The 25897-nt window shown below is 51.6% G+C and carries 25 protein-coding genes; 3 read left to right on the top strand and 22 right to left on the bottom strand.

The window, feature by feature from the left end; translation table 11 throughout:
• Nucleotides 1–240 precede the first annotated feature (240 nt).
• From ycfP to hinT, 6 genes are read right to left on the bottom strand one after another with little or no spacing between them, the layout of a single operon-like run.
• On the bottom strand, nt 241–783 hold the full coding sequence (gene ycfP / locus C4F37_RS00105; protein WP_001538564.1) for an alpha/beta hydrolase YcfP: 543 nt from the start codon (nt 781–783) through the stop codon (nt 241–243).
• Nucleotides 784–805: 22 nt separating this feature from the next.
• Nucleotides 806–1831, bottom strand: coding sequence for a beta-N-acetylhexosaminidase (nagZ, locus tag C4F37_RS00110; protein ID WP_000529300.1), 1026 nt, complete (start codon nt 1829–1831; stop codon nt 806–808).
• 10 nt (nt 1832–1841) lie between these two features.
• Nucleotides 1842–2666, bottom strand: a complete 825-nt coding sequence (thiK, locus tag C4F37_RS00115; protein WP_001116602.1) for a thiamine kinase — start codon at nt 2664–2666, stop codon at nt 1842–1844.
• On the bottom strand, nt 2647–3288 hold the full coding sequence (lpoB, locus tag C4F37_RS00120; protein ID WP_000164439.1) for a penicillin-binding protein activator LpoB: 642 nt from the start codon (nt 3286–3288) through the stop codon (nt 2647–2649). Before lpoB ends, thiK begins: the two co-directional genes overlap by 20 nt.
• 13 nt (nt 3289–3301) lie before the next feature.
• The gene (locus C4F37_RS00125) at nt 3302–3679 is read right to left on the bottom strand and encodes a YcfL family protein (protein WP_001225269.1); all 378 of its coding nucleotides are present in this window, start codon (nt 3677–3679) and stop codon (nt 3302–3304) included.
• A 2-nt stretch (nt 3680–3681) separates the two neighbouring features.
• On the bottom strand, nt 3682–4041 hold the full coding sequence (gene hinT / locus C4F37_RS00130; protein ID WP_001298479.1) for a purine nucleoside phosphoramidase: 360 nt from the start codon (nt 4039–4041) through the stop codon (nt 3682–3684).
• A gap of 334 nt (nt 4042–4375) precedes the next feature.
• Between hinT and fhuE the strand changes: the two genes are divergently transcribed.
• Nucleotides 4376–6565 carry a ferric-rhodotorulic acid/ferric-coprogen receptor FhuE gene (gene fhuE / locus C4F37_RS00135; protein ID WP_000953410.1) on the top strand — a complete coding sequence of 730 codons (2190 nt, stop codon included), beginning with the start codon at nt 4376–4378 and terminating at the stop codon, nt 6563–6565.
• A gap of 59 nt (nt 6566–6624) precedes the next feature.
• On the opposite strand, the gene ptsG is transcribed toward fhuE, so the two are convergent.
• The 14 genes from ptsG to yceD all read right to left on the bottom strand — a co-directional run bounded on the left by ptsG (nt 6625) and on the right by yceD (nt 19133).
• The gene (ptsG, locus tag C4F37_RS00140) at nt 6625–8058 is read right to left on the bottom strand and encodes a PTS glucose transporter subunit IIBC (protein ID WP_000475719.1); all 1434 of its coding nucleotides are present in this window, start codon (nt 8056–8058) and stop codon (nt 6625–6627) included.
• Between the two features lie 294 nt (nt 8059–8352).
• Complete coding sequence (locus tag C4F37_RS00145; protein WP_000480245.1) at nt 8353–9150, bottom strand: metal-dependent hydrolase; 798 nt, start codon at nt 9148–9150, stop codon at nt 8353–8355.
• A gap of 10 nt (nt 9151–9160) precedes the next feature.
• Complete coding sequence (holB, locus tag C4F37_RS00150) at nt 9161–10165, bottom strand: DNA polymerase III subunit delta' (protein WP_001267913.1); 1005 nt, start codon at nt 10163–10165, stop codon at nt 9161–9163.
• The gene (gene tmk / locus C4F37_RS00155) at nt 10162–10803 is read right to left on the bottom strand and encodes a dTMP kinase (protein WP_001257002.1); all 642 of its coding nucleotides are present in this window, start codon (nt 10801–10803) and stop codon (nt 10162–10164) included. Before tmk ends, holB begins: the two co-directional genes overlap by 4 nt.
• On the bottom strand, nt 10793–11815 hold the full coding sequence (yceG, locus tag C4F37_RS00160; protein WP_000756838.1) for a cell division protein YceG: 1023 nt from the start codon (nt 11813–11815) through the stop codon (nt 10793–10795). The genes tmk and yceG overlap by 11 nt, the downstream gene beginning before the upstream one ends.
• Before the next feature lie 2 nt (nt 11816–11817).
• Nucleotides 11818–12627: an aminodeoxychorismate lyase gene (pabC, locus tag C4F37_RS00165; protein ID WP_000478680.1), complete on the bottom strand. Its 810-nt coding sequence runs from the start codon at nt 12625–12627 to the stop codon at nt 11818–11820.
• Between the two features lie 119 nt (nt 12628–12746).
• Nucleotides 12747–13988 carry a beta-ketoacyl-ACP synthase II gene (gene fabF, locus C4F37_RS00170; protein ID WP_000044679.1) on the bottom strand — a complete coding sequence of 414 codons (1242 nt, stop codon included), beginning with the start codon at nt 13986–13988 and terminating at the stop codon, nt 12747–12749.
• A gap of 87 nt (nt 13989–14075) precedes the next feature.
• Nucleotides 14076–14312 carry an acyl carrier protein gene (gene acpP, locus C4F37_RS00175; protein ID WP_000103754.1) on the bottom strand — a complete coding sequence of 79 codons (237 nt, stop codon included), beginning with the start codon at nt 14310–14312 and terminating at the stop codon, nt 14076–14078.
• 210 nt (nt 14313–14522) lie between these two features.
• Nucleotides 14523–15257 (bottom strand): 3-oxoacyl-ACP reductase FabG, encoded by a 735-nt coding sequence (fabG, locus tag C4F37_RS00180; RefSeq protein WP_001008535.1) that lies wholly within the window; start codon nt 15255–15257, stop codon nt 14523–14525.
• A 12-nt stretch (nt 15258–15269) separates the two neighbouring features.
• A complete protein-coding gene (gene fabD, locus C4F37_RS00185) occupies nt 15270–16199 on the bottom strand; it encodes an ACP S-malonyltransferase (protein WP_000191380.1) in 930 nt (309 codons plus the stop codon).
• 15 nt (nt 16200–16214) lie between these two features.
• Entirely contained in the window at nt 16215–17168 is a 954-nt protein-coding gene (gene fabH / locus C4F37_RS00190; RefSeq protein ID WP_001538562.1) for a beta-ketoacyl-ACP synthase III, read from the bottom strand.
• 67 nt (nt 17169–17235) lie between these two features.
• Complete coding sequence (gene plsX, locus C4F37_RS00195) at nt 17236–18306, bottom strand: phosphate acyltransferase PlsX (RefSeq protein ID WP_071590017.1); 1071 nt, start codon at nt 18304–18306, stop codon at nt 17236–17238.
• 80 nt (nt 18307–18386) lie between these two features.
• Entirely contained in the window at nt 18387–18560 is a 174-nt protein-coding gene (gene rpmF / locus C4F37_RS00200; RefSeq protein ID WP_000290727.1) for a 50S ribosomal protein L32, read from the bottom strand.
• Between the two features lie 51 nt (nt 18561–18611).
• Complete coding sequence (gene yceD / locus C4F37_RS00205; RefSeq protein ID WP_001174481.1) at nt 18612–19133, bottom strand: 23S rRNA accumulation protein YceD; 522 nt, start codon at nt 19131–19133, stop codon at nt 18612–18614.
• A 198-nt stretch (nt 19134–19331) separates the two neighbouring features.
• On the opposite strand from yceD, the gene yceF reads away from it, so the two are divergent.
• Complete coding sequence (yceF, locus tag C4F37_RS00210) at nt 19332–19916, top strand: 7-methyl-GTP pyrophosphatase (RefSeq protein WP_001125202.1); 585 nt, start codon at nt 19332–19334, stop codon at nt 19914–19916.
• 111 nt (nt 19917–20027) lie between these two features.
• Here the strand turns inward: yceF and rluC are convergent, their stop codons facing one another.
• A complete protein-coding gene (gene rluC, locus C4F37_RS00215; RefSeq protein WP_000846326.1) occupies nt 20028–20987 on the bottom strand; it encodes a 23S rRNA pseudouridine(955/2504/2580) synthase RluC in 960 nt (319 codons plus the stop codon).
• 572 nt (nt 20988–21559) lie between these two features.
• Between rluC and rne the strand changes: the two genes are divergently transcribed.
• On the top strand, nt 21560–24745 hold the full coding sequence (gene rne, locus C4F37_RS00225) for a ribonuclease E (RefSeq protein ID WP_001538560.1): 3186 nt from the start codon (nt 21560–21562) through the stop codon (nt 24743–24745).
• A 194-nt stretch (nt 24746–24939) separates the two neighbouring features.
• Here the strand turns inward: rne and flgL are convergent, their stop codons facing one another.
• The gene (gene flgL, locus C4F37_RS00230) at nt 24940–25893 is read right to left on the bottom strand and encodes a flagellar hook-associated protein FlgL (RefSeq protein WP_001538559.1); all 954 of its coding nucleotides are present in this window, start codon (nt 25891–25893) and stop codon (nt 24940–24942) included.
• Between the last annotated feature and the right edge of the window lie 4 nt (nt 25894–25897).

A 25897-nucleotide genomic window follows, 5' to 3' on the forward strand; every position in this document is an offset into this window, starting at 1 on the left:
CTGAAAAGATAGGCGACTTTACCGGGTGAGATCAAAAAACAGAGTTTGTTGTTTATTATTTGAGCGAACTTGTGAGAGTGATATAGAGTGAGGGGTGTATGGAGGGCATTCGGTAGGCCTGATAAAAGGCGCATCAGGCATTGATGCTCGACTGTCGGATGCGGCGTGAACGCCTTATCCAAACCACAGAATCCGGAGCGCATCAGGTACCGGCAAGGTTACCTGATGCGACGAGGGCATTTACCCGAGGGTTTTGAACGCTTTAATGCGCTGTAAATGCGGGGAGATATTCTTGAATTTGTGCGTCTGCTCTTCGTCCCAGACAATCTCGTAATAATGATGCAACTCTTCAGATGTCCGCTGGCTGTTAAGCGCTTCATCATTACGCGACAAAATCACCAGGCAACGATCGCGATTCTTCTCACGGAAGTTGGTCACACACTTAGTGGCAATATCGGCATACTCTTCCGGGCGATCAATCTTCCCTTCCATGTTCTCATAAGGGAACAAATTGGGGTTGAAGATCACCTGGCGGATATCACAGAGAAAACCAATCCGCTCAGCCCAATAACCGCCCAGACCAACACCACAAATGAGCGGGCGCTCGTCGACGTTCAGTTGCAACATTTTGTCCACTTCTTTGAGCAAATGCTGCATATCATGTTTCGGATGCCGCGTACTGTAGCTTATTAGCCGTACATCCGGGTCAATAAACTGCAATTGTAAGACTTTCTCGTGGTTACCCGGACAGTTAGAGTCAAAACCGTGCAAATAGATAATCATCGCTTCCTCACATAAGCCAGGGTTAATGACCTGCCTTCTCTTCCTGCCAGCGTTCATGTAACTGATTCAGACGGGTGCTGATCGCTTTCCAGCGAGCCGAGTCCATCAGTTCCTGTCGCGAAAATGAACCTTTATGATACAAACGTGTAACACGTTCTGCCTTGATCGGTGACAGATTATCTAACACGCTGACGGCCCCTTTACGATTATTGCAGACCAGGATCATATCGCAACCTGCATCCAGTGATGCCTGTCCACGCTCGGCATAACTGCCCATAATCGCTGCGCCTTCCATCGATAAATCGTCAGAGAAAATCACGCCGTCAAAACCCAATTCCTGACGCAAAACGGTTTTCAGCCAGTAGGGAGAACCGCTCGCCGGACGCGGATCAACATCACTGTAGATCACATGCGCAGGCATAATGGCGTCGAGTTTATTTTCGCGGATTAAGGAACTGAAGACCGACATATCTTTAGCGCGAATCTCCGCTTGCGGACGTGGGTCGCACGGTGTTTCTTTGTGTGAGTCTGCCGTTACTGCACCGTGACCTGGGAAGTGTTTCCCGGTAGTTTTCATTCCCGCTTCATGCATACCATCAATAAAACGGCTGGCAATTGCCAGGGCTTTTTGTGGATCGGCATGATAAGAACGCTCGCCAATCGCCGCGCTGATATGCCCGACGTCCAGCACTGGCGCAAAGCTGATATCAATATCCATAGCAATCATTTCACTGGCCATCAACCAACCTGCCTCTTGCGCCAGTTTTCCGCCTTCTTCCATTCCCAACAGCGCAGCGAATGATTGTGCCGCTGGCAAGCGGGTAAAACCTTCACGAAAACGCTGCACGCGTCCACCTTCCTGATCTACCGCCACCACCAGATGATTGCGCGATGCTGCGCGGATCTGGCGCACCAGTTCACGTAACTGGGCAGGATCATGATAGTTTCGCGTAAAGAGAATCAGCCCTCCCACCAGCGGATGCGCCAGTATTTCACGCTCTTCCGCGTCCAGTTCGTAACCTTCGACATCCAACATTACTGGACCCACACTGCTCTCCTTATTGTTTTATTAATAGCTGCCGCCACGTGTCATCGGCCAGCCTGATAAATTGTTGATCGCCGGTTTGTCGCCAGCGGTACTCAAACCACCCTGCTTTGAGCATCAGCAGCCAGGGAAACCATCGCCTGACCTGACGCCATAATTGCGCCGGATAAATCTTCGCGCGAGTGGCATAGTCATTGACCAATTGCCGATGCTGGTCAATATTTTCCACCCACACCGCCGCCAGTTCCAGCGCGATATCACCATCTCCGGCATACTCCCAGTCGATGAGTTTTAACCCTGACGCGCTATGCACTAAATTTCCGGCGTGGACATCCATATGCAATGGACTTAAGCGTAAAGGCCGTGGTTCCCGCGCTTTGCGCAGACGTTTTAACATTCGCAGCCAACCCACTGTCCGCCGCGCCGGATCGCTTTGCTGCCAGTACAGTTCCAGTAACGGCAACAGCGTTATTCGCCAGCCAAAACGCGGTTGTTGATGTAGATAATACAGCAAGCCTGCCAGTTCGTTGGTATCCGGCAAATACGTTTTTACCTCGCCGGGCAGATAGTCGACCACCATCCAGTCACGGAGATATAAATGCGGCTTCGGTGCAATGCATGCGGGTAGTTGTGATAAAGCCCGATACTGGCGCAAGAACGCGGACTGCGGCGCATCAGGATCGTGCGGCTGACGCACAACAAAACGCTGGCCCTGATGTTCAATGAGAAAACTCCCGCCACTAAGCCCACTATTAAACGTCGTGACGGGATGAAACTGCGGGAAAAAGCGCGACAGCAATTCGTCGCGCGTGAGGGGATTATTGCTGCGAAACGGCACCTTTACCTGACCAGATAATTTCGCCCGTCTGCACCAGCATCAGCTGCATTTGTAGGGTCGGAGCGTTAACGTTGCCAGAGGCGCTGGAGTACAGCACGTAATGAGCGCCAACATTGCGGGCAATGCCTATGGCTTTACTACGGGTGCCTAAACTGTCCTGCGGCGATAAACCTAATTGTTGCTTAGCCATTGACAGCTGCTGGGCGGAAACCAGGGTAAATTTACCGTTATTAGCCAGCGCATTTCGCAGCGTTTCGGTCGCTTCTGCGGCATTCAACGAACCGTTAGTACGGTTGTTAACGCTATCAACCAGCAGGACGCTACCCGCAGTCACGCCGTCAGCCCCAAGCATCTTACTGACCATCGGCTGCATTGCGCCATTCCAGTCATAATGACGAATATGCGGCGCAGGCGGTGCAGTTTGATCTTCGTGCTCAATTGGGCCTGGCTGCTGCGGTATCGTCGGCACCGATGGCACTGTGGGGACAGGCTGTTGTGGCTCAGCAGGTTGTTCCGGCGCTGGTTTCACTTCTTCTACCGGTGCAGGTTCACGTTGCCCCACACACCCGGCAAGAAACATCGCCAGCGCGGTAATCAAGGCGTAGCGACTCATTTTTGTCATCAAGATTCACCCCTTACAAATATAGATAAAGTCTGACTTTGTGCGCCCCCAGAAAATTGGCGCTGCCGTACAGCGTGACCGCCGAATGTGCGGGAATGGTAACGCTGCGTGGCCTTTCCAGAGGATGCATCTCCAGCCCTCTGGCGTCATACCAGTAAAAACGATAATGAACGGTAACGGGTTCTTGCCTTTCGTTATAAAGCGTTGAGGATGCTGAAGGTTGAATATCAGATGTCGAAAGGACGGGCTTTTCTGCACTGATGCCCGCAGCCAATAAAGATGACTCCATCACCAGCGATTGCTCATCATTCACCGGAATTTCCGGATGTGAACGACAGCCCACCAGCACTAACAACGCCAGAGACATCAGCCCAAAGCATCCTTTTCTCATCGTTACAGACCTTTATGCGTCAGCATTGGTCCCAGCGGACGGCCACCCAACAAATGCATATGGATGTGGTAAACCTCTTGTCCGCCATGGCGGTTGGTGTTCATGATCAGACGATAGCCATCTTCGGCAATACCTTCTTGCTCAGCAATTTTTGCCGCTACGGTGATCATGCGTCCCAGCGCCTGCTCATGCTCAGCTGACACGTCGTTCACAGTCGGAATGAGGATATTCGGAATGATCAGAATATGCGTTGGCGCTTGCGGCGAAATATCGCGAAACGCCGTTACCAGATCATCCTGGTAGACGATATCGGAGGGGATCTCACGACGAATAATTTTGCTGAATATAGTTTCTTCTGCCACGACATTTTCCTTTTTCAAATAGCCATGCGTTGCGCCATGCTACGCCGCGCCACACTGCGAGTATAGAGTATGGTCGAGTTAAACCTGCTCTTTCAACCTTAACTCACGATTTCTTAAGCAAAAAATCGTTTTGCTGCCGTATATATCGCCATTATTCCCATTTCTGCCTGCGAATGCGCTGAAAAGACATTCTCTGTTTGGTTTACACTCCAAATATGAATGCGTGTATTTCTCATTTGCATTTACACACAAAAATTATTCGCACACTAAATATAACCGCTCATCACCCTGCTTCGGCATGAGCCTGACGCCAACATAAACCAAGAGATTTCAAATGCTTTCGACACAATTTAACAGGGATAATCAACATCAAGCCATCATCAAACCGTCACTCCTTGCCGGTTGCATAGCACTGGCACTATTACCTTCCGCCGCTTTTGCTGCACCAGCCACTGAAGAAACGGTGATTGTTGAGGGTTCAGCCACAGCCCCAGATGATGGCGAAAATGATTACAACGTAACGTCTACCTCTGCGGGTACAAAAATGCAGATGACTCAACGTGATATTCCTCAGTCGGTCACTATTGTTAGCCAGCAGCGGATGGAAGATCAGCAGTTACAAACGCTGGGCGAAGTGATGGAAAACACGCTGGGGATCAGCAAAAGTCAGGCGGATTCCGATCGTGCTCTTTATTATTCCCGCGGATTCCAGATCGATAACTATATGGTTGATGGTATCCCCACCTATTTTGAATCGCGCTGGAATCTGGGCGACGCACTTTCTGATATGGCACTGTTTGAACGCGTAGAAGTAGTGCGTGGCGCGACAGGCCTCATGACCGGGACGGGTAATCCATCTGCGGCAATTAATATGGTTCGAAAACACGCGACCAGTCGTGAATTTAAAGGCGATGTCTCGGCGGAATACGGTAGCTGGAACAAAGAACGGTATGTGGCGGATTTACAAAGCCCACTCACCGAAGACGGTAAAATCCGCGCACGAATTGTCGGCGGCTACCAGAATAACGACTCATGGCTGGACCGCTACAACAGTGAAAAGACCTTCTTCTCCGGCATTGTCGATGCTGATTTAGGCGATCTTACGATGCTTTCAGCCGGTTACGAATATCAGCGTATTGATGTTAATAGCCCAACCTGGGGTGGTTTACCGCGCTGGAATACTGATGGCAGCAGCAACAGTTACGATCGCGCACGCAGTACCGCACCTGACTGGGCGTACAACGATAAAGAGATCAACAAGGTCTTTATGACCCTGAAGCAGCGGTTTGCTGATACCTGGCAAGCGACGCTGAATGCCACCCACTCTGAAGTCGAATTTGACAGCAAAATGATGTATGTCGATGCCTACGTAAACAAAGCGGATGGTATGCTGGTTGGGCCATACAGCAATTATGGACCTGGCTTTGATTATGTCGGCGGCACCGGTTGGAACAGCGGCAAACGTAAAGTTGATGCGCTGGATCTGTTCGCTGACGGTAGTTATGAATTGTTTGGTCGTCAGCACAATTTAATGTTTGGTGGCAGTTACAGCAAACAAAACAATCGTTACTTCAGTTCATGGGCCAACATTTTCCCGGATGAAATTGGCAGTTTCTACAACTTTAATGGCAATTTCCCACAAACCGACTGGTCACCACAGAGCCTGGCGCAGAACGATACCACACATATGAAATCGTTATATGCTGCCACTCGTGTCACCCTTGCCGATCCGCTGCATCTGATCCTCGGCGCACGTTATACCAACTGGCGAGTTGATACGCTGACTTACAGCATGGAGAAAAACCACACCACGCCTTATGCTGGACTGGTGTTTGACATCAATGACAACTGGTCGACCTACGCCAGCTATACCTCTATTTTCCAGCCGCAAAATGATCGTGACAGTTCAGGCAAATATCTGACTCCAATCACCGGTAACAACTACGAGCTAGGTCTGAAATCGGACTGGATGAATAGCCGTCTGACCACCACGTTAGCCATCTTCCGTATTGAGCAGGATAATGTCGCTCAGTCCACCGGTACACCTATCCCCGGCAGCAACGGCGAAACCGCCTATAAAGCGGTGGATGGGACAGTCAGTAAAGGTGTGGAATTTGAACTCAACGGCGCAATTACCGACAACTGGCAGTTGACGTTTGGCGCAACGCGCTATATTGCCGAGGATAACGAAGGAAACGCCGTTAATCCTAATCTGCCACGCACCACGTTTAAAATGTTCACCAGCTATCGGTTGCCTGTCATGCCAGAGTTGACGGTCGGCGGTGGTGTTAACTGGCAAAATCGCGTGTATACCGACACCGTGACGCCGTATGGCACCTTCCGCGCCGAGCAAGGTAGCTACGCGCTGGTGGATCTCTTCACCCGCTACCAGGTGACGAAAAACTTCTCGTTACAGGGGAATGTCAATAACCTGTTCGACAAAACCTACGATACCAACGTGGAAGGTTCTATCGTCTACGGCGCACCGCGTAATTTCAGCATTACCGGCACGTATCAATTCTGAATAACACCTGTAAAAAAGGCAGCCATCTGGCTGCCTTAGTCTCCCCAACGTCTTACGGATTAGTGGTTACGGATGTACTCATCCATCTCGGTTTTCAGGTTATCGGATTTAGTACCGAAAATCGCCTGAACACCAGAACCAGCAACCACTACGCCCGCTGCGCCCAGTTTCTTCAGGCCAGCCTGATCCACTTTAGACACATCAGCAACGCTGACGCGCAGACGGGTAATACATGCGTCGAGGTTAGTAATGTTTTCTTTACCACCAAATGCAGCAACCAGAGCCGGTGCCATTTCGCTGGTACCTGTCGCTTTTGCATCTTCAGTCGCGTCTTCACGACCCGGCGTTTTCAGATCCAGTGCTTTAATCAGCACGCGGAAGATGGTGTAGTAAACAATGGCATAACCGATACCGACGATCGGGAACAGCCACAGTTTGCTGCTGTTACCAGACAGAACGATGAAGTCGATCAGACCGTGCGAGAACGACGTACCGTCACGCATCCCCAGAAGAATACAGATTGGGAATGCCAGGCCTGCCAGAATCGCGTGGATGATGTACAGGATCGGCGCAACGAACATGAAGGAGAACTCGATCGGCTCGGTGATACCGGTCAGGAACGAGGTCAGCGCCGCGGAGATCATAATACCGCCCACTTTCGCGCGGTTTTCTGGTTTAGCAGAGTGCCAGATAGCAATTGCGGCAGCTGGCAGACCGTACATTTTGAACAGGAAGCCACCAGACAGTTTACCCGCAGTCGGGTCACCCGCCATATAACGCGGAATGTCGCCGTGGAAAACCTGACCTGCTGCGTTGGTGTATTCACCAATCTGCATCTGGAAAGGTACGTTCCAGATGTGGTGCAGACCAAACGGTACCAGGCAACGTTCGATGAAACCGTAAATGCCAAACGCAACTACCGGGTTCTGGTAAGCAGCCCACTGAGAGAAGGTCTGGATTGCAGAACCAATCGGCGGCCAAATGAAGGACAGCACAACGCCAGTAAAGATGGCAGCCAGGCCTGAAATGATCGGCACAAAGCGTTTACCGGCAAAGAAGCCAAGATACTCAGGCAGCTTAATACGGTAGAAACGGTTAAACATGTACGCTGCGATCGCACCGGAGATAATCCCCCCGAGTACGCCAGTATCCGCCAGGTGTTTAGAGGCGATTTCTTCAGCAGGTAAATGCAGTACCAGTGGCGCAACCACGGCCATGGTTTTAACCATGATGCCATAGGCAACAACTGCGGCCAGCGCGGATACGCCATCGTTATTGGTAAAGCCGAGGGCGACACCGATCGCAAAAATCAGTGGCATGTTTGCAAAGACGGAACCGCCTGCTTCTGCCATAACATGCGATACAACGGCGGGCAGCCAGCTGAAATTCGCGGAACCGACGCCCAGCAGAATACCTGCGATAGGCAGTACGGATACCGGCAGCATCAGCGATTTACCGACCTTTTGCAGGTTAGCAAATGCATTCTTAAACATAATTGAGAGTGCTCCTGAGTATGGGTGCTTTTTTTACGTTCTCACGCGTGGCAAGGGGGGAGTGCCTCGCCGTGTACAGGGCATCTAAGCGCCCTTTATTTATTACACAGAGTAAAATAATTCAGTGCCGATTTGTTTGACGGCTATCACGTTTCAACTTCAGATCATTGGAGAAGTTGCACATTTTGACAAAACATATGTCACAATATTTCAAACGTGGTTATTCACCGCCCGATTTTCGGCGGTGAACTTTACTCGTTTTAGCCATTAATTACGAGCTTTAAAAAAACTCATTCAACGGATGGATTGAAGGCGGGAAGCGTCGATGTGAAACAGACGGGCGAAGTTATCGGTGGTTACCTGCGCCAGTTCTTCAACGGCAACACCTTTCAACACAGCCATGTATTCTGCAACGTCACGAACCATCGCAGGTTGATTCTCTTTTCCTCGATGCGGTACTGGCGCAAGGTAAGGTGAGTCAGTTTCCACCAGTAACCGATCCAGGGGGACATAACGCGCAGCATCGCGCAGTTGCTCCGCATTACGGAAGGTCACAATGCCGGAAAAGGAGATGTAAAATCCGAGATCCAGTAATTTGCCCGCCGTTTCTCTGTCCTCTGTAAAACAGTGTAGTACGCCACCGCAATCCGTCACTTTTTCTTCGCGCAGAATTGCCAGCGTATCGGCGCGGGCGTCACGGGTGTGGACGATAACCGGCTTGTTCAGTTCACGACCAATCTGGATATGATGGATGAAGGACTCTTGCTGACGTACTTTAGTTTCCGGCGTGTAATAATAATCCAGCCCGGTTTCACCCAGCGCTACAACGCCCTCTTCTGCCGCCAGACGACGTAAATCTTCTACATCGTAGGGATCATTCTGGTTGAGTGGATGCACGCCACAAGAAAATACGACGTTGTCGCGTTCGCCTACCAGATCCCGCATGTGTAAATAACCCGGTAATGTTGTGGCGACTGCCAGACAAAATTTCACATCGCGTGCGGCGGCTTTCGCCAGAACGTCATCCACGTCCTTATGCAAAGATTCATAATCCAGACCATCGAGATGGCAGTGTGAGTCGACTAAAAACATGATGTCTCTCTTAAAGATGAGGAACCGGTAGCACAACGCCCGGTTGCAGGTAATGCTCAATACGCAGTAAAAGATCGGTGATGAGAAGCTCGCGGTTGATGCCTGTGACAGACATTAACTGTTCACGAATGTGGCAAACATCCCCCAGTATAGCCTGCAGGCGCGAGGGAGAAAGATGGTTTGCCAGTTCGACGACCAGGCCCGGCACATCAACATTGGTCACCTGCGCAGCGCCATGATGGCGTTTTAGCGCATCCATCAGCAACGTTGCCAGCCAGTGTAAACGTGCCGGAGCTTGTTCATGATTAAGGGCCGCTAGCAGCGAATACCAGTCGCCCGATTGCACGCTATATGCCAGCGCCTGACACAATGTTTCACGAGCCTGCCAGTTATCTCCCTGAAACAACGCCAGTGCCGCCCCAGGCGAACCGGCGCTTAAGCGCAATGCGGCAAGTAGTGCATCCTGTGACATTGTCACTTCGCGTGAAAGCCAGATCACGGCGTACTGTTCCGGCGGCGGCGCAAGGTAATGTAACCGACAACGACTACGTAATGTTGCCAGTAAACGTTCTGGCTCGCGGGTAGCAAGGAAAAACCACGTTTCTGCTGGTGGCTCTTCAAGCGTTTTCAGCAATGCGTTAGCCGCGGCGTCGGTTAGTAAGGCAGCATCGGTTACCCAGACAACTTTCGCACCACCTAAGCGTGCGTGCTCATTCAGCTTTTCGGTGACCTCACGTACCGCATCAATGCCCAGCGCATTTTTCCCTTTTTCGGGAGCCAGGGTGTAGTAATCGGGATGTGTGCCAGCCTGCATCAACTGACATCCACGACAGTGACCGCAACTTTTGTGGCCCTGCGGTTGTTGGCAGAGTAAATAACGGCTCAGGGCGTAGATTAAAGCATCATCGCCCATGCCCGGTAACGCCTGAATGAGTAGCGCATGGTGACCTCTTCCGGCCTGATAGCTGGCTACCAGTTTTTCGAAATCAGGTCGTAACCATGGATACCATCTCATGCGTCCAACTCCTTCACCCAGTTGGTCACGGTAGTGCGGATTGCATCCATCACGGCCTCCAGCGGCTGGGTGGCATCAATGGTATGAATGCTTTTATCTTGTGCTGCCAGTTCCAGATAGCGGGCGCGGGTGCGATTAAAGAAATCGAATGACTCTTGCTCAATACGATCCAGCTCACCACGGGCGCGAGCACGTTTTAAGCCGACCTCTGGGGTGACATCAAGATAAAGCGTTAAGTCAGGGCGAAAATCCCCGAGAACAGCATCACGCAGTGTTGCCAGCATATGTTGGTCAATACCTCGTCCTCCACCCTGATAGGCTTGAGTGGAGAGATCGTGGCGATCGCCAATCACCCAGGTGCCGTTAGCCAGCGCAGGTTTGATGACCGTTTCTACCAGTTGAACGCGCGCGGCATAAAACATCAGAACTTCGGCTTTATCGGTAATGACTTCATCGCCTACCGATTTGATATCCAGCACCAGGCTTCTTAACTTTTCGGCAAGTTGCGTACCGCCAGGTTCCCGAGTGAAAACCATGTCGCGGATACCCAGTTGCTCAAGCGTCTCAACCACCACGTTACGCGCGGTAGTTTTGCCTGCGCCTTCCAGCCCCTCAATGACGATATACTTACTGCGCATTTTTTTCCTTAAGCACTTTCAGATAATCCTGCACAGACTTGTTATGACTGGCAAGATTGGTATTAAACGTGTGACCACCTTTACCATCGGCCACAAAATAGAGATACGGCGTTTTTGCCGGATGCGCAGCAGCCTTCAGCGAATCCGCCCCCGGCGTCGCTATCGCACCTGGCGGCAGACCGGTAATGGTATAGGTGTTATACGCTGTCGGCGTTTCCAGGTCTGCACGAGAAAGTTTGCCATTATAACGCTCTCCCATCCCGTAAATCACGGTCGGGTCGGTCTGCAGGCGCATACCAATGCGTAAACGGTTGATAAATACTGAGGCAACCTGATCGCGTTCACTGGCAACGGCGGTTTCTTTTTCGATAATTGATGCCATCGTCACCAACTGGTTTTTATCTTTATAAGGCAGACCGTCCGCACGCCCTTCCCAGGCGCTATCGACCGCTTTCACCATTTTCTTGTGCGCTCGCTTGAGTAACGCGACATCGGTGGTATTGGCGGTATACATCCAGGTGTCTGGCCAGAACCAACCTTCAATCCACTCCGGGTTTTCCAGTTCAAGTGCCTGCGCTACGGTGGCGTACTTATCGTCGCTCAGCGTGTGCTTGATATACGGAGCCTCACGCAATTGCTTGAGGTAGTCGCTCAGACGCATCCCTTCTACCAGTCGCAGCGGGAACTGTGCTTCTTTACCGCTTTCCAACAATTTCAGCATCTCGCGCACGGTCATCTGCGGTGTAAAGCGGTAAGTCCCGGCTTTAAAGTGAGAAAGATCCGGTTCGATACGCAGCAACCATTGAAAAACCCGTGGGCGATTGATGATCTTATCGGCATAAAGCTGTTCACCTAGCGCCAGACGTCCGGTCCCTGGCTTCAGGGTAAATATCGTCTCTTCTTTGATAAGCAATTTGCTGTCGGCAAGATGGCGAACCTTCCAGACGCCCACACCAGCGGCGATACCCAGTACCACCAGCAATAACAAGATTATCAATAACACTTTTTTCATGACTAATTCGGGCGCTCACAAAGTGGGGCTAAATATTCATATAACGTTGCTGACGAAAAGGAGACATCGCCACAGGCACGTACGGGCATCACTGGCATTAACGCATTACAAATAACCATCTCATCTGCCTGCAACGCCTCTTCCAAAGAGGCTTGCACTTCGACAAGCTGATAAGAGGATTGTGCCAGCAAACGGATACAGAATTGTCGCATAATGCCGTTAACACCTGCCTGATCCAGTCGCGGCGTATAAACTACGTTACCCTTCCGCCAGAACAAATTAGCCGCACAGCATTCCGTAACCCACCCTTCGCTGTCAAGGACCAGCGCCTCATCAGCGTTTGTCTGCTCAAGATGAGAGCGGATCAATACTTGCTCAAGCCGATTAAGATGTTTAATACCTGCAAGATGAGGATTGCGCCCCAGCCGCACCGGGCTTAGCGCCAACATCATCCCTTCGTTACGCAAACGGTCGTAATGTGCAGGATAAGCCGTAATGGAGAGAATCCGCGTTGCCGGTCCACTGTTCAATGTGCTGTACCCTCGCCCGCCACTACCGCGACTGATCACGACTTTCAGCACACCATTCTGCTGTTCTGCTGCCAGCGTTTTCATCTCTTGTTCAAGCTGAGGCCAGAAGTCACAGGAAATCATCAACCGCTGACAAGCATCCTGTAGTCGCTGGATATGCGCCGATAACAAACTGACTTTACCGTCGATAACTCTGGCGGTGGTAAAACAACCATCACCAAACTGCGTTGCCCGATCGCTTACTGCCAGCGATTCCTGCTTATGACCGTTAATTAAGAACATACCGGCTCCTTATCAGAGAATTGTTAGTGTGGCAGCATGTTCACTACGGAACAAGTCGGAATAAAAGCTAAGAAAAAAGGCCCGCAAGCGGACCTTTTATAAGGGTGGAAAATGACAACTTAGATCTTTTTAAAGATCAAAGAACCATTAGTGCCACCGAAGCCGAAGGAGTTACACAGAGTGTATTCCATTCCGCTAACCTGACGCGCTTCGTGCGGTACGAAATCCAGATCGCAACCTTCGTCCGGGTTATCCAGGTTGATGGTTGGCGGAACAGCCTGATCGCGCAGCGCCAGGATGGAGTAGATAGATTCTACTGCACCCGCCGCACCTAACAGGTGACCGGTCATAGATTTCGTGGAGCTTACCAACACGCGGCTTGCAGCTTCACCGAAGATGGTTTTCACCGCCTGCGCTTCAGCTTTATCGCCAGCCGGCGTAGAAGTACCGTGCGCGTTAACGTAGCCAATCTGACTTGCTTCAATGCCTGCATCACGCAGAGCATTTGCCATCGCCAGAGCTGCGCCTGCGCCATTTTCTGGCGGTGACGTCATATGATAAGCATCGCTGCTCATACCAAAGCCGACGAGTTCAGCGTAAATTTTCGCACCGCGTTTTTTCGCGTGTTCGTACTCTTCAAGTACCAGCATACCGGCACCATCGCCCAGTACGAAACCATCACGCTCTTTATCCCACGGGCGGCTCGCCGCTTGCGGGTTATCATTGCGGGTAGACAATGCACGTGCCGCGCCAAAACCACCAACGCCCAGCGGCGTACTGGCTTTCTCTGCGCCACCTGCAACCATCACGTCAGCATCGCCATACGCGATAATACGCGCAGCATGGCCAATGTTGTGCACGCCGGAAGTACAGGCGGTCGCGATAGAGATGCTTGGGCCACGCAGGCCATACATGATAGTCAGATGACCTGCCACCATGTTCACAATCGTTGACGGAACGAAGAATGGGCTGATCTTACGTGGACCACCGTTCATCAGAGATGTGTGGTTTTCTTCGATCAGTCCGAGGCCGCCAATCCCGGAGCCAATTGCGGCACCAATGCGGGTTGCGTTCTCTTCCGTTATTTCAAGGCCAGAATCCTGCATGGCCTGAACGCCAGCGACAATTCCATATTGAATGAAGGCATCCATCTTGCGCTGTTCTTTGCGCGAGATAATGTCCTCACAGTTAAAATCCTTTACTAAGCCAGCAAATTTCGTTGCATAGGCGCTAGTATCGAAATGGTCGATTAGGCTGATGCCACTCTGACCGGCAAGCAGAGCTTTCCAGGTAGACTCTACGGTATTGCCGACAGGAGACAACATGCCCAGTCCGGTCACAACTACACGACGCTTAGACACGTTTGTCCTCCAGGGAGGGAAAAAATGATTCTAGTGGGACAAAAAGATAAAACTCAGGCGGTCGAACGACCGCCTGGAGATGTTCACTTACGCCTGGTGGCCGTTGATGTAATCAATGGCAGCCTGAACGGTGGTGATTTTCTCAGCTTCTTCGTCCGGAATCTCAGTATCAAACTCTTCTTCCAGAGCCATTACCAGCTCAACGGTGTCAAGAGAATCCGCGCCCAGGTCTTCAACGAAAGAAGCATTGTTGGTAACTTCTTCCTGCTTAACGCCCAGCTGTTCGCCGATAATTTTCTTAACGCGTTCTTCGATAGTGCTCATACTCTTAAATTTCCTATCAAAACTCGCTTTCGCGATGGTTTTCGTAGTGTATAAAATGTTGAAAAATTTGCAACTAAATCCCGGCAGGTCTTACCACGATTTTACGTTATTTTGAGGCCTTACCCCCCAATAACGCAAATCATTTTGCACTAATTATTACTCATAACCACGCAGACTGCGCGCAACATGAGCATTTTGTGCAAATCGCGGTCAGACCATGTACATCCCGCCGTTCACATGCAAAGTTTCACCCGTGATGTAAGCTGCTTCGTCGGATGCCAGGAATGCAACCGCGTTGGCGATTTCCTGTGCGCCGCCGAGGCGACCCGCAGGAACCTGCGCCAGGATACCCGCACGCTGGTCATCGCTCAGCGCACGTGTCATGTCCGTTTCAATAAAGCCCGGAGCAACAACGTTTACAGTAATACCGCGTGACGCAACTTCGCGCGCCAGTGATTTACTGAAGCCGATCAAGCCCGCTTTCGCCGCAGCGTAGTTGGCCTGACCGCCATTTCCCATGGTACCAACCACAGAACCGATAGTGATAATACGACCATGACGCTTTTTCATCATAGCGCGCATTACCGCTTTTGACAGACGGAAAACAGATGAAAGGTTGGTTTCGATAATATCGTTCCACTCTTCATCTTTCATTCGCATTAACAGGTTATCACGAGTGATACCGGCATTATTGACCAGGATATCCACTTCACCAAATTCTGCGCGAATTTTTTCCAGAACAGATTCGATAGATGCCGGGTCGGTCACATTCAACATCAGACCTTTGCCGTTGGCACCTAAATAATCACTGATCGCCTGAGCGCCATTTTCACTGGTCGCAGTGCCAATAACTTTCGCGCCACGGGCTGCGAGCGTTTCAGCAATTGCGCGGCCAATTCCGCGGCTTGCACCGGTTACCAGTGCGATTTTTCCTTCAAAATTCATGATTTTCCTCTTTTAAAGCTCGAGCGCCGCTGCCATCGCTGAAGGTTCGTTCAGCGCCGAGGCGGTCAGGGTGTCGACAATGCGTTTCGTCAGGCCAGTAAGCACTTTGCCCGGGCCGACTTCATAGAGATGTTCTACGCCTTGCGCTGCCATGTACTCAACAGACTTCGTCCACTGAACCGGGTTATACAACTGACGTACCAGTGCGTCACGGATGGCATCACCATTGGTTTCGCATTTCACATCAACGTTATTCACAACAGGAACTGTTGGTGCGTTAAAGGTGATTTTCGCTAATTCTACTGCCAGTTTGTCGGCTGCTGGTTTCATCAGCGCACAGTGAGACGGTACGCTCACTGGTAACGGCAGAGCGCGTTTTGCGCCCGCAGCTTTACAGGCAGCGCCAGCACGCTCAACCGCTTCTTTATGACCGGCAATAACCACCTGTCCCGGAGAGTTAAAGTTTACCGGAGAAACGACCTGACCTTCTGCAGCTTCTTCACACGCTTTTCCAATAGACGCATCATCCAGACCGATGATTGCCGCCATAGCGCCCGTTCCTTCCGGTACGGCTTCTTGCATGAACTTGCCGCGCATCTCAACCAGACGCACCGCATCAGCGAAATCAATCACACCAGCGCAAACCAGCGCGGAGTATTCCCCCAGGCTGTGACCGGCCATCATTGCCGGTGCTTTACCGCCCTGCTGCTGCCATACGCGATACAGCGCAACAGATGCAGTCAACAGCGCTGGCTGAGTTTGCCAGGTTTTATTCAGTTCTTCAGCTGGCCCCTGCTGGGTCAGCGCCCACAGATCGTAGCCCAGCGCCGCAGAAGCTTCTGCAAACGTTTCTTCGACAATTGGATAGCTCGCCGCCATATCAGCCAGCATTCCAACGGTTTGAGAACCCTGTCCAGGGAACACAAATGCAAATTGCGTCATGTTTTAATCCTTATCCTAGAAACGAACCAGCGCGGAGCCCCAGGTGAATCCACCGCCAAAGGCTTCAAGCAGAACCAACTGTCCCGGCTTAATGCGCCCGTCACGTACAGCTTCATCCAGCGCGCACGGGACAGAGGCCGCAGAGGTATTACCGTGGCGATCCAGCGTCACCACGACATTGTCCATCGACATGCCGAGTTTTTTCGCCGTTGCACTGATAATACGCAGGTTAGCCTGATGCGGAACCAGCCAGTCCAGTTGAGAACGGTCAAGATTATTCGCCGCCAGCGTCTCATCAACGATGTGCGCCAGTTCCGTTACCGCAACCTTGAAGACTTCGTTGCCCGCCATCGTCAGATGAATTGAATTCTCTGGATTCACACGGTCAGCATTAGGCAGCGTCAGCAATTCACCATAGCTACCATCGGCATGCAGATGGGTGGAGATGATTCCCGGCTCTTCAGAGGTAGCCAGCACCGCAGCGCCCGCGCCATCGCCAAAAATAATAATAGTCCCACGATCTGTTGGATCGCAGGTGCGCGCCAGTACATCGGAACCGACGACCAGAGCATACTTCACCGCCCCAGATTTCACGTATTGATCGGCTACGCTTAATGCATAGGTGAAACCTGCGCAGGCTGCTGCAACGTCAAATGCCGGGCAACCTTTAATGCCCAACATGCTTTGAATCTGACAAGCTGCGCTCGGGAAAGCGTGCGTCGCAGAAGTCGTTGCCACAACGATCAAGCCAATCTGGTCTTTCTCAATACCCGCCATCTCAATTGCGCGTGTCGCCGCTTCAAAGCCCATGGTTGAAACGGTTTCGTTTGGCGCGGCAATGTGGCGTTCGCGGATACCGGTACGAGTGACAATCCACTCGTCAGAGGTATCCACCATTTTTTCCAAATCGGCGTTTGTCCGCACTTGTTCGGGCAGATAGCTGCCAGTACCAATAATCTTCGTATACATGTACGCTCAGTCACTTTTCGGTTATATACCGTCACTTGCAAACTGCGAGTTCGCTGGCAGCGTCCTGCTACCGCAGAGTTCCGCTTTTGCCACCGTCCAGCAGCTCAAAACCAGCTGGGTATACAGATTCCAGGCGAGCGGCAATTCGCTGAGGAACTTGTCGCTGCACCGCCTGCACTGCCTGTTCAATCGCGACCGCAAAAGCTCGCTGATTGGCTGCACCATGACTTTTTATCACCGTGCCGCGCAATCCTAACAGACAGGCGCCGTTATACTGGTCGGGGTTGAGGTGACTGAATCGCCTCGTCAGGCTCTTTTGTAGCCAACGCTTTAATAACAGTAGCCACCACGACCGTTTTTTCCCTTCACCCTGAGATTTCAGCAGAGAAAGGAACATCCTGACAACACCTTCCATCGTCTTTAATGTGACATTTCCTGTAAAGCCGTCACAAACCAGCACATCTGTCTTGCCAGTTAACAACTCATTGGCTTCAAGATAGCCGATATAATTGATAGAAGGGATTGTTTTAAGCACCGCTGAGGCATCCCGAATACTGTCGAGACCCTTTACTTCTTCTTCACCAATATTGAGCAACGCCACGCGAGGATTAGGAATTTCCACCACCTCTTCAGCCAGAACTGAGCCCATAATGGCAAATTGCACCAACATTGTACTGTCACAATCGACGTTGGCCCCTAAATCGAGGACCACCGTTTTGCCCTTTTGCTGATGCGGTAATACCGTCACCAGCGCCGGACGCTCAATCCCCTCCAGGGGCTTGAGTAATAATTTTGCCAGCCCCATCAGCGCCCCGGTATTACCGGCACTGACACAGGCTTGCGCTCGACCTTCTTTCACCAGCTCCAGGGCCACGCGCATTGAACTCCCACGACTGGCGCGGATAGCTTGCGAAGGCCGGGCATCACTGGAGATAACTGACTGCGCAGGAATAATCTGCAGACGCGAACGTTGTTCAAAGTCAGCTTTAGCAAGTAATGGCGTGATGGCGTCGGGATTGCCGACTAAAAGAAGAGTGAGTTGCGAATTAGAATTCAGTGCCTGCAATGCTGCAGGCACTGTCACGGAAGGGCCAAAATCCCCTCCCATGACATCTAACGCCAGGGTTAGACGTGTCAAGGTATCGTCGCCGCCCGGTTTGGTCTTTCCCCAGTTGCCTGGGGAAAATCCTCACTAAGCTTCATCACGCAGACGCGTGATTACTTAGCGATGACCTTGCGGCCGCGGTAGTAACCGTCGGCAGTGATGTGGTGACGCAGGTGTTTTTCACCAGAAGTTTTGTCTACAGACAGGCTGGTGACTGCGGTCAGCGCGTCATGGGAACGACGCATGCCACGTTTGGAACGGGTTGGTTTATTCTGTTGTACGGCCATGGACCTTACTCCTCAATTACGGTTTATCCCCGATCCAACGGGGAGCACCAATTACTTACGCTTTAAGCTGGCTAATACGGCAAATGGGTTTGGCTTTTGCGCTTCTTCAGGCAGTTCACCAAAGACCATGTCCGCTTCGGACACTTCACAGTGTTCAGAATCATGCACCGGAACTACCGGCAAGGCGAGGATGATTTCATCTTCAACCATTGCAAGCAGATCGATTTCACCGAATTCGTTAACCTCAATCGGTTCATACGCTTCCGGCAGTGCTTCAGCCTGTTCGTCTGAACGCACAGGACTAAAACAATACGTTGTGTAGACCTGATGAGTAAACGGCTTCCCGCAACGCTGACACTCGAGCGTTACCGTCACCTTCGCATCGCCATTTAACACTGCGAGACGTTGGTTATCGATAGCGAACGACATGGAGCATTCCACATCACTGTCCACACTGACTACGGATTCGGCGACGCGCTCAACCTGATCAGGAGTATAGATACCCTGGTAATCAAGGCGTTTCTGAGCCGTACGAACCGGATCGAGAGTCAGGGGTAATTTTACCTTTTGCATAGGGCGCGCATATTAACTTTGTAACGTCATAGAGTCAAAGAAAAAGGCAGCCTGTGGTTGCCTTTTGCCAATAATTCGCACACATTGCGGGTTACTGCTTTATTTTCGTTCAGTGCTGATAACGAACATCAACCTGCAAAACGAAGCGCATAGTTTAAAATGGCTATCATCAATACGCTATATCTGATGGAAAAAAATATGCCTAAACTTATTTTAGCCTCCACCTCGCCCTGGCGTCGCGCTCTTCTGGAAAAACTGCAAATCTCTTTTGAATGTGCAGCACCCGAGGTCGACGAAACTCCACGCAGCGACGAATCACCGCGACAGTTGGTGCTTCGACTGGCACAAGAAAAAGCGCAATCTCTGGCGTCACGTTATCCGGATCATTTAATTATTGGTTCAGACCAGGTATGTGTTCTTGATGGCGAAATCACCGGTAAACCGTTAACGGAAGAAAATGCCCGTCTGCAATTACGCAAAGCCAGCGGCAATATCGTCACCTTCTATACTGGACTGGCGTTGTTTAATTCGGCGAATGGGCATCTACAAACAGAAGTGGAGCCTTTTGACGTCCATTTCCGTCACCTGAGCGAGGCGGAGATTGATAATTACGTGCGTAAAGAGCATCCCCTGCACTGCGCGGGTAGCTTTAAGAGTGAAGGATTTGGCATTACGCTGTTTGAGCGTTTAGAGGGGCGTGATCCTAACACGCTGGTTGGTTTACCGCTAATCGCGCTGTGTCAGATGTTACGTCGGGAAGGGAAAAACCCGCTGATGGGATAGTTTTTTGCGCCGGATGCGGTTACTTCGCATCCGGCAATCGGTGCTGGCGGCCTGATGCGGCGTAAACGCCTTATCAGGCCAACCGCCCATTATCAGGTTTATATGCTTGTATTAGCGCGCGTTACGCAGCTTTTGCAAACAACGCTTCAAACCTTCATCCATCGGCGCTTCAATACGCATCACCTCACCGGTCCCCGGATGAGTAAACTTCAACGCTGCGGCGTGCAGGAACAGGCGATTTAATCCCGTGCCTGCTTCAGTGAGCTGTCTGTCAAATTCACGGTCACCGTAGCGATCGTCAAAGGCAATCGGATGACCCGCATATTGTGTATGCACACGGATCTGATGAGTACGCCCTGTTACCGGGCTACAACGCACCAGGGTGGCAAATGCATAGCGCTCTTCCACTTTAAAGCGTGTTTCCGACGGTTTGCCTTCCTGACTCACACGCACGATACGTTCGCCGCTTTGCAGAATATTTTTCAGTAACGGCGCTTGGACGCTCTTCACATGCGACTGCCACTGACCGCGCACCAGCGCCAGGTAATCTTTTTGCATCCCTTTTTCACGTAATTGCTCATGCAGAGAACGCAACGCCGAGCGTTTTTTCGCTACCAGCAACACACCTGAGGTGTCCCGGTCAAGACGATGAACCAGTTCAAGGAACCGCGCTTCCGGGCGCAACGCCCGCAAACCTTCAATAACGCCGAAGCTTAAACCACTGCCGCCATGTACCGCCGTACCGGAAGGTTTATTCAGCACCAGGATATGATCATCTTCATATAAGATGACGTCCGCCAGCGCCGCCACCTTTTGCAGATGTGGCGAAACCGCCTCTTCTTCCCGCTCAGCAACGCGAACCGGTGGGATACGCACCTCATCACCCGCTTCGAGTTTATATTCAGGCTTAATACGTTTTTTGTTCACCCGCACTTCGCCTTTACGCAAAATACGGTAAATCATACTTTTTGGTACGCCTTTCAATTGGGTACGCAAAAAGTTGTCGATACGTTGCCCCGCGTCGTCAGCGGTGATAGCAACAATTTTTACGGATGGAGTCTCTGTTTTCATGGTGGGCGATTCTAATTAGCCAACAGGATTCGCGCCACTCATTTTTCTATGCTTATATTTAGTTTTACACCTTATTACTTCACTAGGTGATCACTTTATTGATGGTTATTAAACCAATCACCAGCAAGAAGTGAAAAAACTGTGAGTAAGCGGGTGATAAATGGTAAAAGTCATCTTGCTATAACAAGGCTTGCAGTGGAATAATGAGGCCGTTTCCGTGTCCATCCTTGTTAAAACAAGAAATTTTACGGAATAACCCATTTTGCCCGACCGATCATCCACGCAGCAATGGCGTAAGACGTATTGATCTTTCAGGCAGTTAGCGGGCTGCGGGTTGCAGTCCTTACCGGTAGATGGAAATATTTCTGGAGAGTAATACCCAGTCTGTTTCTTTGATAATTGCGCTGTTTTTCCGCATGAAAAACGGGCAACCGACACTCTGCGCCTCTTTGAGCTGACGATAACCGTGAGGTTGGCGACGCGACTAGACACGAGGCCATCGGTTCACACCCGGAAAGGCGTTACTTTGCCCGCAGCTTAGTCGTCAATGTAAGAATAATGAGTAAGTTACGATGAAAAGAATGTTAATCAACGCAACTCAGCAGGAAGAGTTGCGCGTTGCCCTTGTAGATGGGCAGCGTCTGTATGACCTGGATATCGAAAGTCCAGGGCACGAGCAGAAAAAGGCAAACATCTACAAAGGTAAAATCACCCGCATTGAACCGAGTCTGGAAGCTGCTTTTGTTGATTACGGCGCTGAACGTCACGGTTTCCTCCCACTAAAAGAAATTGCCCGCGAATATTTCCCTGCTAACTACAGTGCTCATGGTCGTCCCAACATTAAAGATGTGTTGCGTGAAGGTCAGGAAGTCATTGTTCAGATCGATAAAGAAGAGCGCGGCAACAAAGGCGCGGCATTAACCACCTTTATCAGTCTGGCGGGTAGCTATCTGGTTCTGATGCCGAACAACCCGCGCGCGGGCGGTATTTCTCGTCGTATCGAAGGCGACGACCGTACCGAATTAAAAGAAGCACTGGCAAGCCTTGAACTGCCGGAAGGCATGGGGCTTATCGTGCGCACCGCTGGCGTCGGCAAATCTGCTGAGGCGCTGCAATGGGATTTAAGCTTCCGTCTGAAACACTGGGAAGCCATCAAAAAAGCCGCTGAAAGCCGCCCGGCTCCGTTCCTGATTCATCAGGAGAGCAACGTAATCGTTCGCGCATTCCGCGATTACTTACGCCAGGACATCGGCGAAATCCTTATCGATAACCCGAAAGTGCTCGAACTGGCACGTCAGCATATCGCTGCATTAGGCCGCCCGGATTTCAGCAGCAAAATCAAACTGTACACCGGCGAGATCCCGCTGTTCAGCCACTACCAGATCGAGTCGCAGATCGAGTCCGCCTTCCAGCGTGAAGTTCGTCTGCCATCCGGTGGTTCGATTGTTATCGACAGCACCGAAGCGTTAACGGCCATCGACATCAACTCCGCACGCGCGACCCGCGGCGGCGATATCGAAGAAACCGCGTTTAACACTAACCTCGAAGCTGCCGATGAGATTGCTCGTCAGCTGCGCCTGCGTGACCTCGGCGGCCTGATTGTTATCGACTTCATCGACATGACGCCTGTACGCCACCAGCGTGCGGTAGAAAACCGTCTGCGTGAAGCGGTGCGTCAGGACCGTGCGCGTATTCAAATCAGCCATATTTCTCGCTTTGGCCTGTTGGAAATGTCCCGTCAGCGCCTGAGCCCATCACTGGGTGAATCCAGCCATCACGTCTGCCCGCGCTGCTCCGGTACCGGTACCGTTCGTGACAACGAATCGCTGTCGCTCTCTATTCTGCGTCTGATCGAAGAAGAAGCGCTGAAAGAGAACACCCAGGAAGTTCACGCCATTGTTCCTGTGCCAATTGCTTCTTACCTGCTGAATGAAAAACGTTCTGCGGTAAATGCGATTGAAACTCGTCAGGACGGCGTACGCTGTGTGATTGTGCCAAACGATCAGATGGAAACCCCGCACTACCATGTGCTGCGCGTGCGCAAAGGGGAAGAAACCCCAACCTTAAGCTACATGCTGCCGAAGCTGCATGAAGAAGCGATGGCGCTGCCGTCTGAAGAAGAGTTCGCTGAACGTAAGCGTCCGGAACAACCTGCGCTGGCAACCTTTGCCATGCCGGATGTGCCGCCAGCACCAACGCCAGCTGAACCTGCCGCGCCTGTCGTAGCCCCAGCACCTAAATCTGCACCGGCAACACCAGCCGCTCCTGCCCAACCTGGGCTGTTGAGCCGCTTCTTCGGCGCACTGAAAGCGCTGTTCAGCGGTGGTGAAGAAACCAAACCGTCCGAGCAACCAACACCGAAAGCAGAAGCGAAACCGGAACGTCAACAGGATCGTCGCAAGCCTCGTCAGAACAACCGCCGTGACCGTAATGAGCGCCGCGACCCTCGTAGTGAACGTACTGAAGGCAGCGATAATCGCGAAGAAAACCGTCGTAATCGTCGCCAGGCACAGCAGCAGACTGCCGAGACGCGTGAGAGCCGTCAGCAGGCAGAGGTAACGGAAAAAGCGCGTACCACCGACGAGCAGCAAACGCCGCGTCGTGAACGTAGCCGCCGCCGTAACGATGATAAACGTCAGGCGCAACAAGAAGTGAAGGCGCTGAATGTTGAAGAGCAATCTGTTCAGGAAACCGAACAGGAAGAACGTGTACGTCCGGTTCAGCCGCGTCGTAAACAGCGTCAGCTCAATCAGAAAGTGCGTTACGAGCAAAGCGTAGCCGAAGAAGCGGTAGTCGCACCGGTGGTTGAAGAAACTGTCGCAGCCGAACCAATTGTTCAGGAAGCGGCAGCCCCACGCACAGAATTGGTGAAAGTTCCGCTGCCAGTCGTAGCGCAAACTGCACCAGAACAGCAAGAAGAGAACAATGCTGATAACCGTGACAACGGTGGCATGCCGCGTCGTTCTCGCCGCTCGCCTCGTCACCTGCGCGTAAGTGGTCAGCGTCGTCGTCGCTATCGTGACGAGCGTTATCCAACCCAGTCGCCAATGCCGTTGACCGTAGCGTGCGCGTCTCCGGAACTGGCCTCTGGCAAAGTCTGGATCCGCTATCCAATTGTACGTCCGCAAGATGTACAGGTTGAAGAGCAGCGCGAACAGGAAGAAGTACAAGTGCAGCCGATGGTGACTGAGGTCCCTGTCGCCGCCGCTGCCGAACCTGTTGTTAGCACGCCAGTTGTTGAAGAAGTGGCTGAAGTCGTAGAAGCCCCCGTTCAGGTTACCGAACCGCAACCGGAAGTGGTTGAAACGACGCATCCTGAAGTGATTGCTGCCGCGGTAACTGAACAGCCGCAGGTGATTACCGAGTCTGATGTTGCCGTAGCCCAGGAAGTTGCAGAACACGCAGAACCGGTGGTTGAACCGCAGGAAGAGACGGCAGATATTGAAGAAGTTGCCGAAACTGCTGAGGTTGTGGTTGCTGAACCTGAAGTTGTTGCTCAACCTGCCGCGCCAGTCGTCGCTGAAGTCACAGCAGAAGTTGAAACGGTAGCTGCGGTTGAACCTGAGGTCACCGTTGAGCATAACCACGCTACCGCGCCGATGACGCGCGCTCCGGCACCGGAATATGTTCCGGAAGCACCGCGTCACAGTGACTGGCAGCGCCCTACTTTCGCCTTCGAAGGTAAAGGTGCCGCAGGTGGTCATACGGCAACGCATCATGCATCTGCCGCTCCTGCGCGTCCGCAACCTGTTGAGTAATAATTAGCTCAAGTAATCAAGCCCTGGTAACTGCCAGGGCTTTTTTATTTCATCTTTGAGTCAACATATTAAAATTCATCAAATGGCATCCTTGCTAACCAACAATACAAAATAGGCAAAAAAATGCCCGCCCCGGCGATCCCGGAGCGGGCAGACAAAACATACCCAGTTTCATGATATGTTTTAAAGCGAGCTTATTTGTTGAGCTGGAAGAGCGACAATCCCTGCATATCGGTAAATGCTTTATACGATGCCTGCAATGCCGTTTGCTGCATGATGTAAGATGAAATAGTTGCATTCCAGTCCACATCAACCAGATCGCTCATCTGCTGCGTTTGCCCTAAAGCGCGATCGCTACCTAATGAATCCAGCGACTCCAGTTCGTTCAGCTGCGTGCCTAATTCCGCGCGAACAGTCAGCACATTGTTCAGCGAGTTTTTCAGTCCGCGGTTGGTTTTATCCAGTGCCGCAGCGGCGGTTTCTTTATCCGCTTCGCTATCCGCGACCGGCGTTTTCAGGGCTGCGATGGCGCTATCCAGCATGGCAAAAAGATTGGTTTCAGAAGCGCTACCGTCTGGTTCCGCTACCGCGTTGCTGGTAATACTGTCGAAAATTTTGTCGCCCGTATGTCCTATCACCATCGAACGCGAAGCATCGACCTGTTGCTTAATACTTTCTGTTCCGCCGACATAATCACCGTCAACCTCACTAAACGGCGCAGTCTCTGTTTTATAACCGGCAAAAATGTAGCGCCCGTTACCGTCAGTGGTGTTCGCCAGATTCAGCAACTGGTCACGAAGCCCCTGAATATCCGTAGCCAGCGAGGCCCGGTCATCGTCACTCAAGGTGCCATTGCTGGCGTAAACAATTTTTTCCTGGGCATTCTGGATAGCAGTGGTGACCTGGCTAAGTACACTCTCTTCCAGTGACACTTTTTGAGTGGCGAAAGTACGCGCCAGCGTGTACTGGCTGTTTTGCGCCTGTGCCTGGGAGAGAACAACAGCTTGTGATGCAGCAATGGGATCATCTGAAGGGTTAACGACTCGCTTACCCGTCGACATCTGTTCGCCGTACTTCATCCATTCTGCCTGAGAATTGGTGATGCCACGCATGTTTTGCTGGTACATCATCTGGGTACTGAAACGCATTTTA

The organism is Escherichia sp. R1 (assembly GCF_003000935.1).
Lineage (GTDB): Bacteria > Pseudomonadota > Gammaproteobacteria > Enterobacterales > Enterobacteriaceae > Escherichia > Escherichia coli.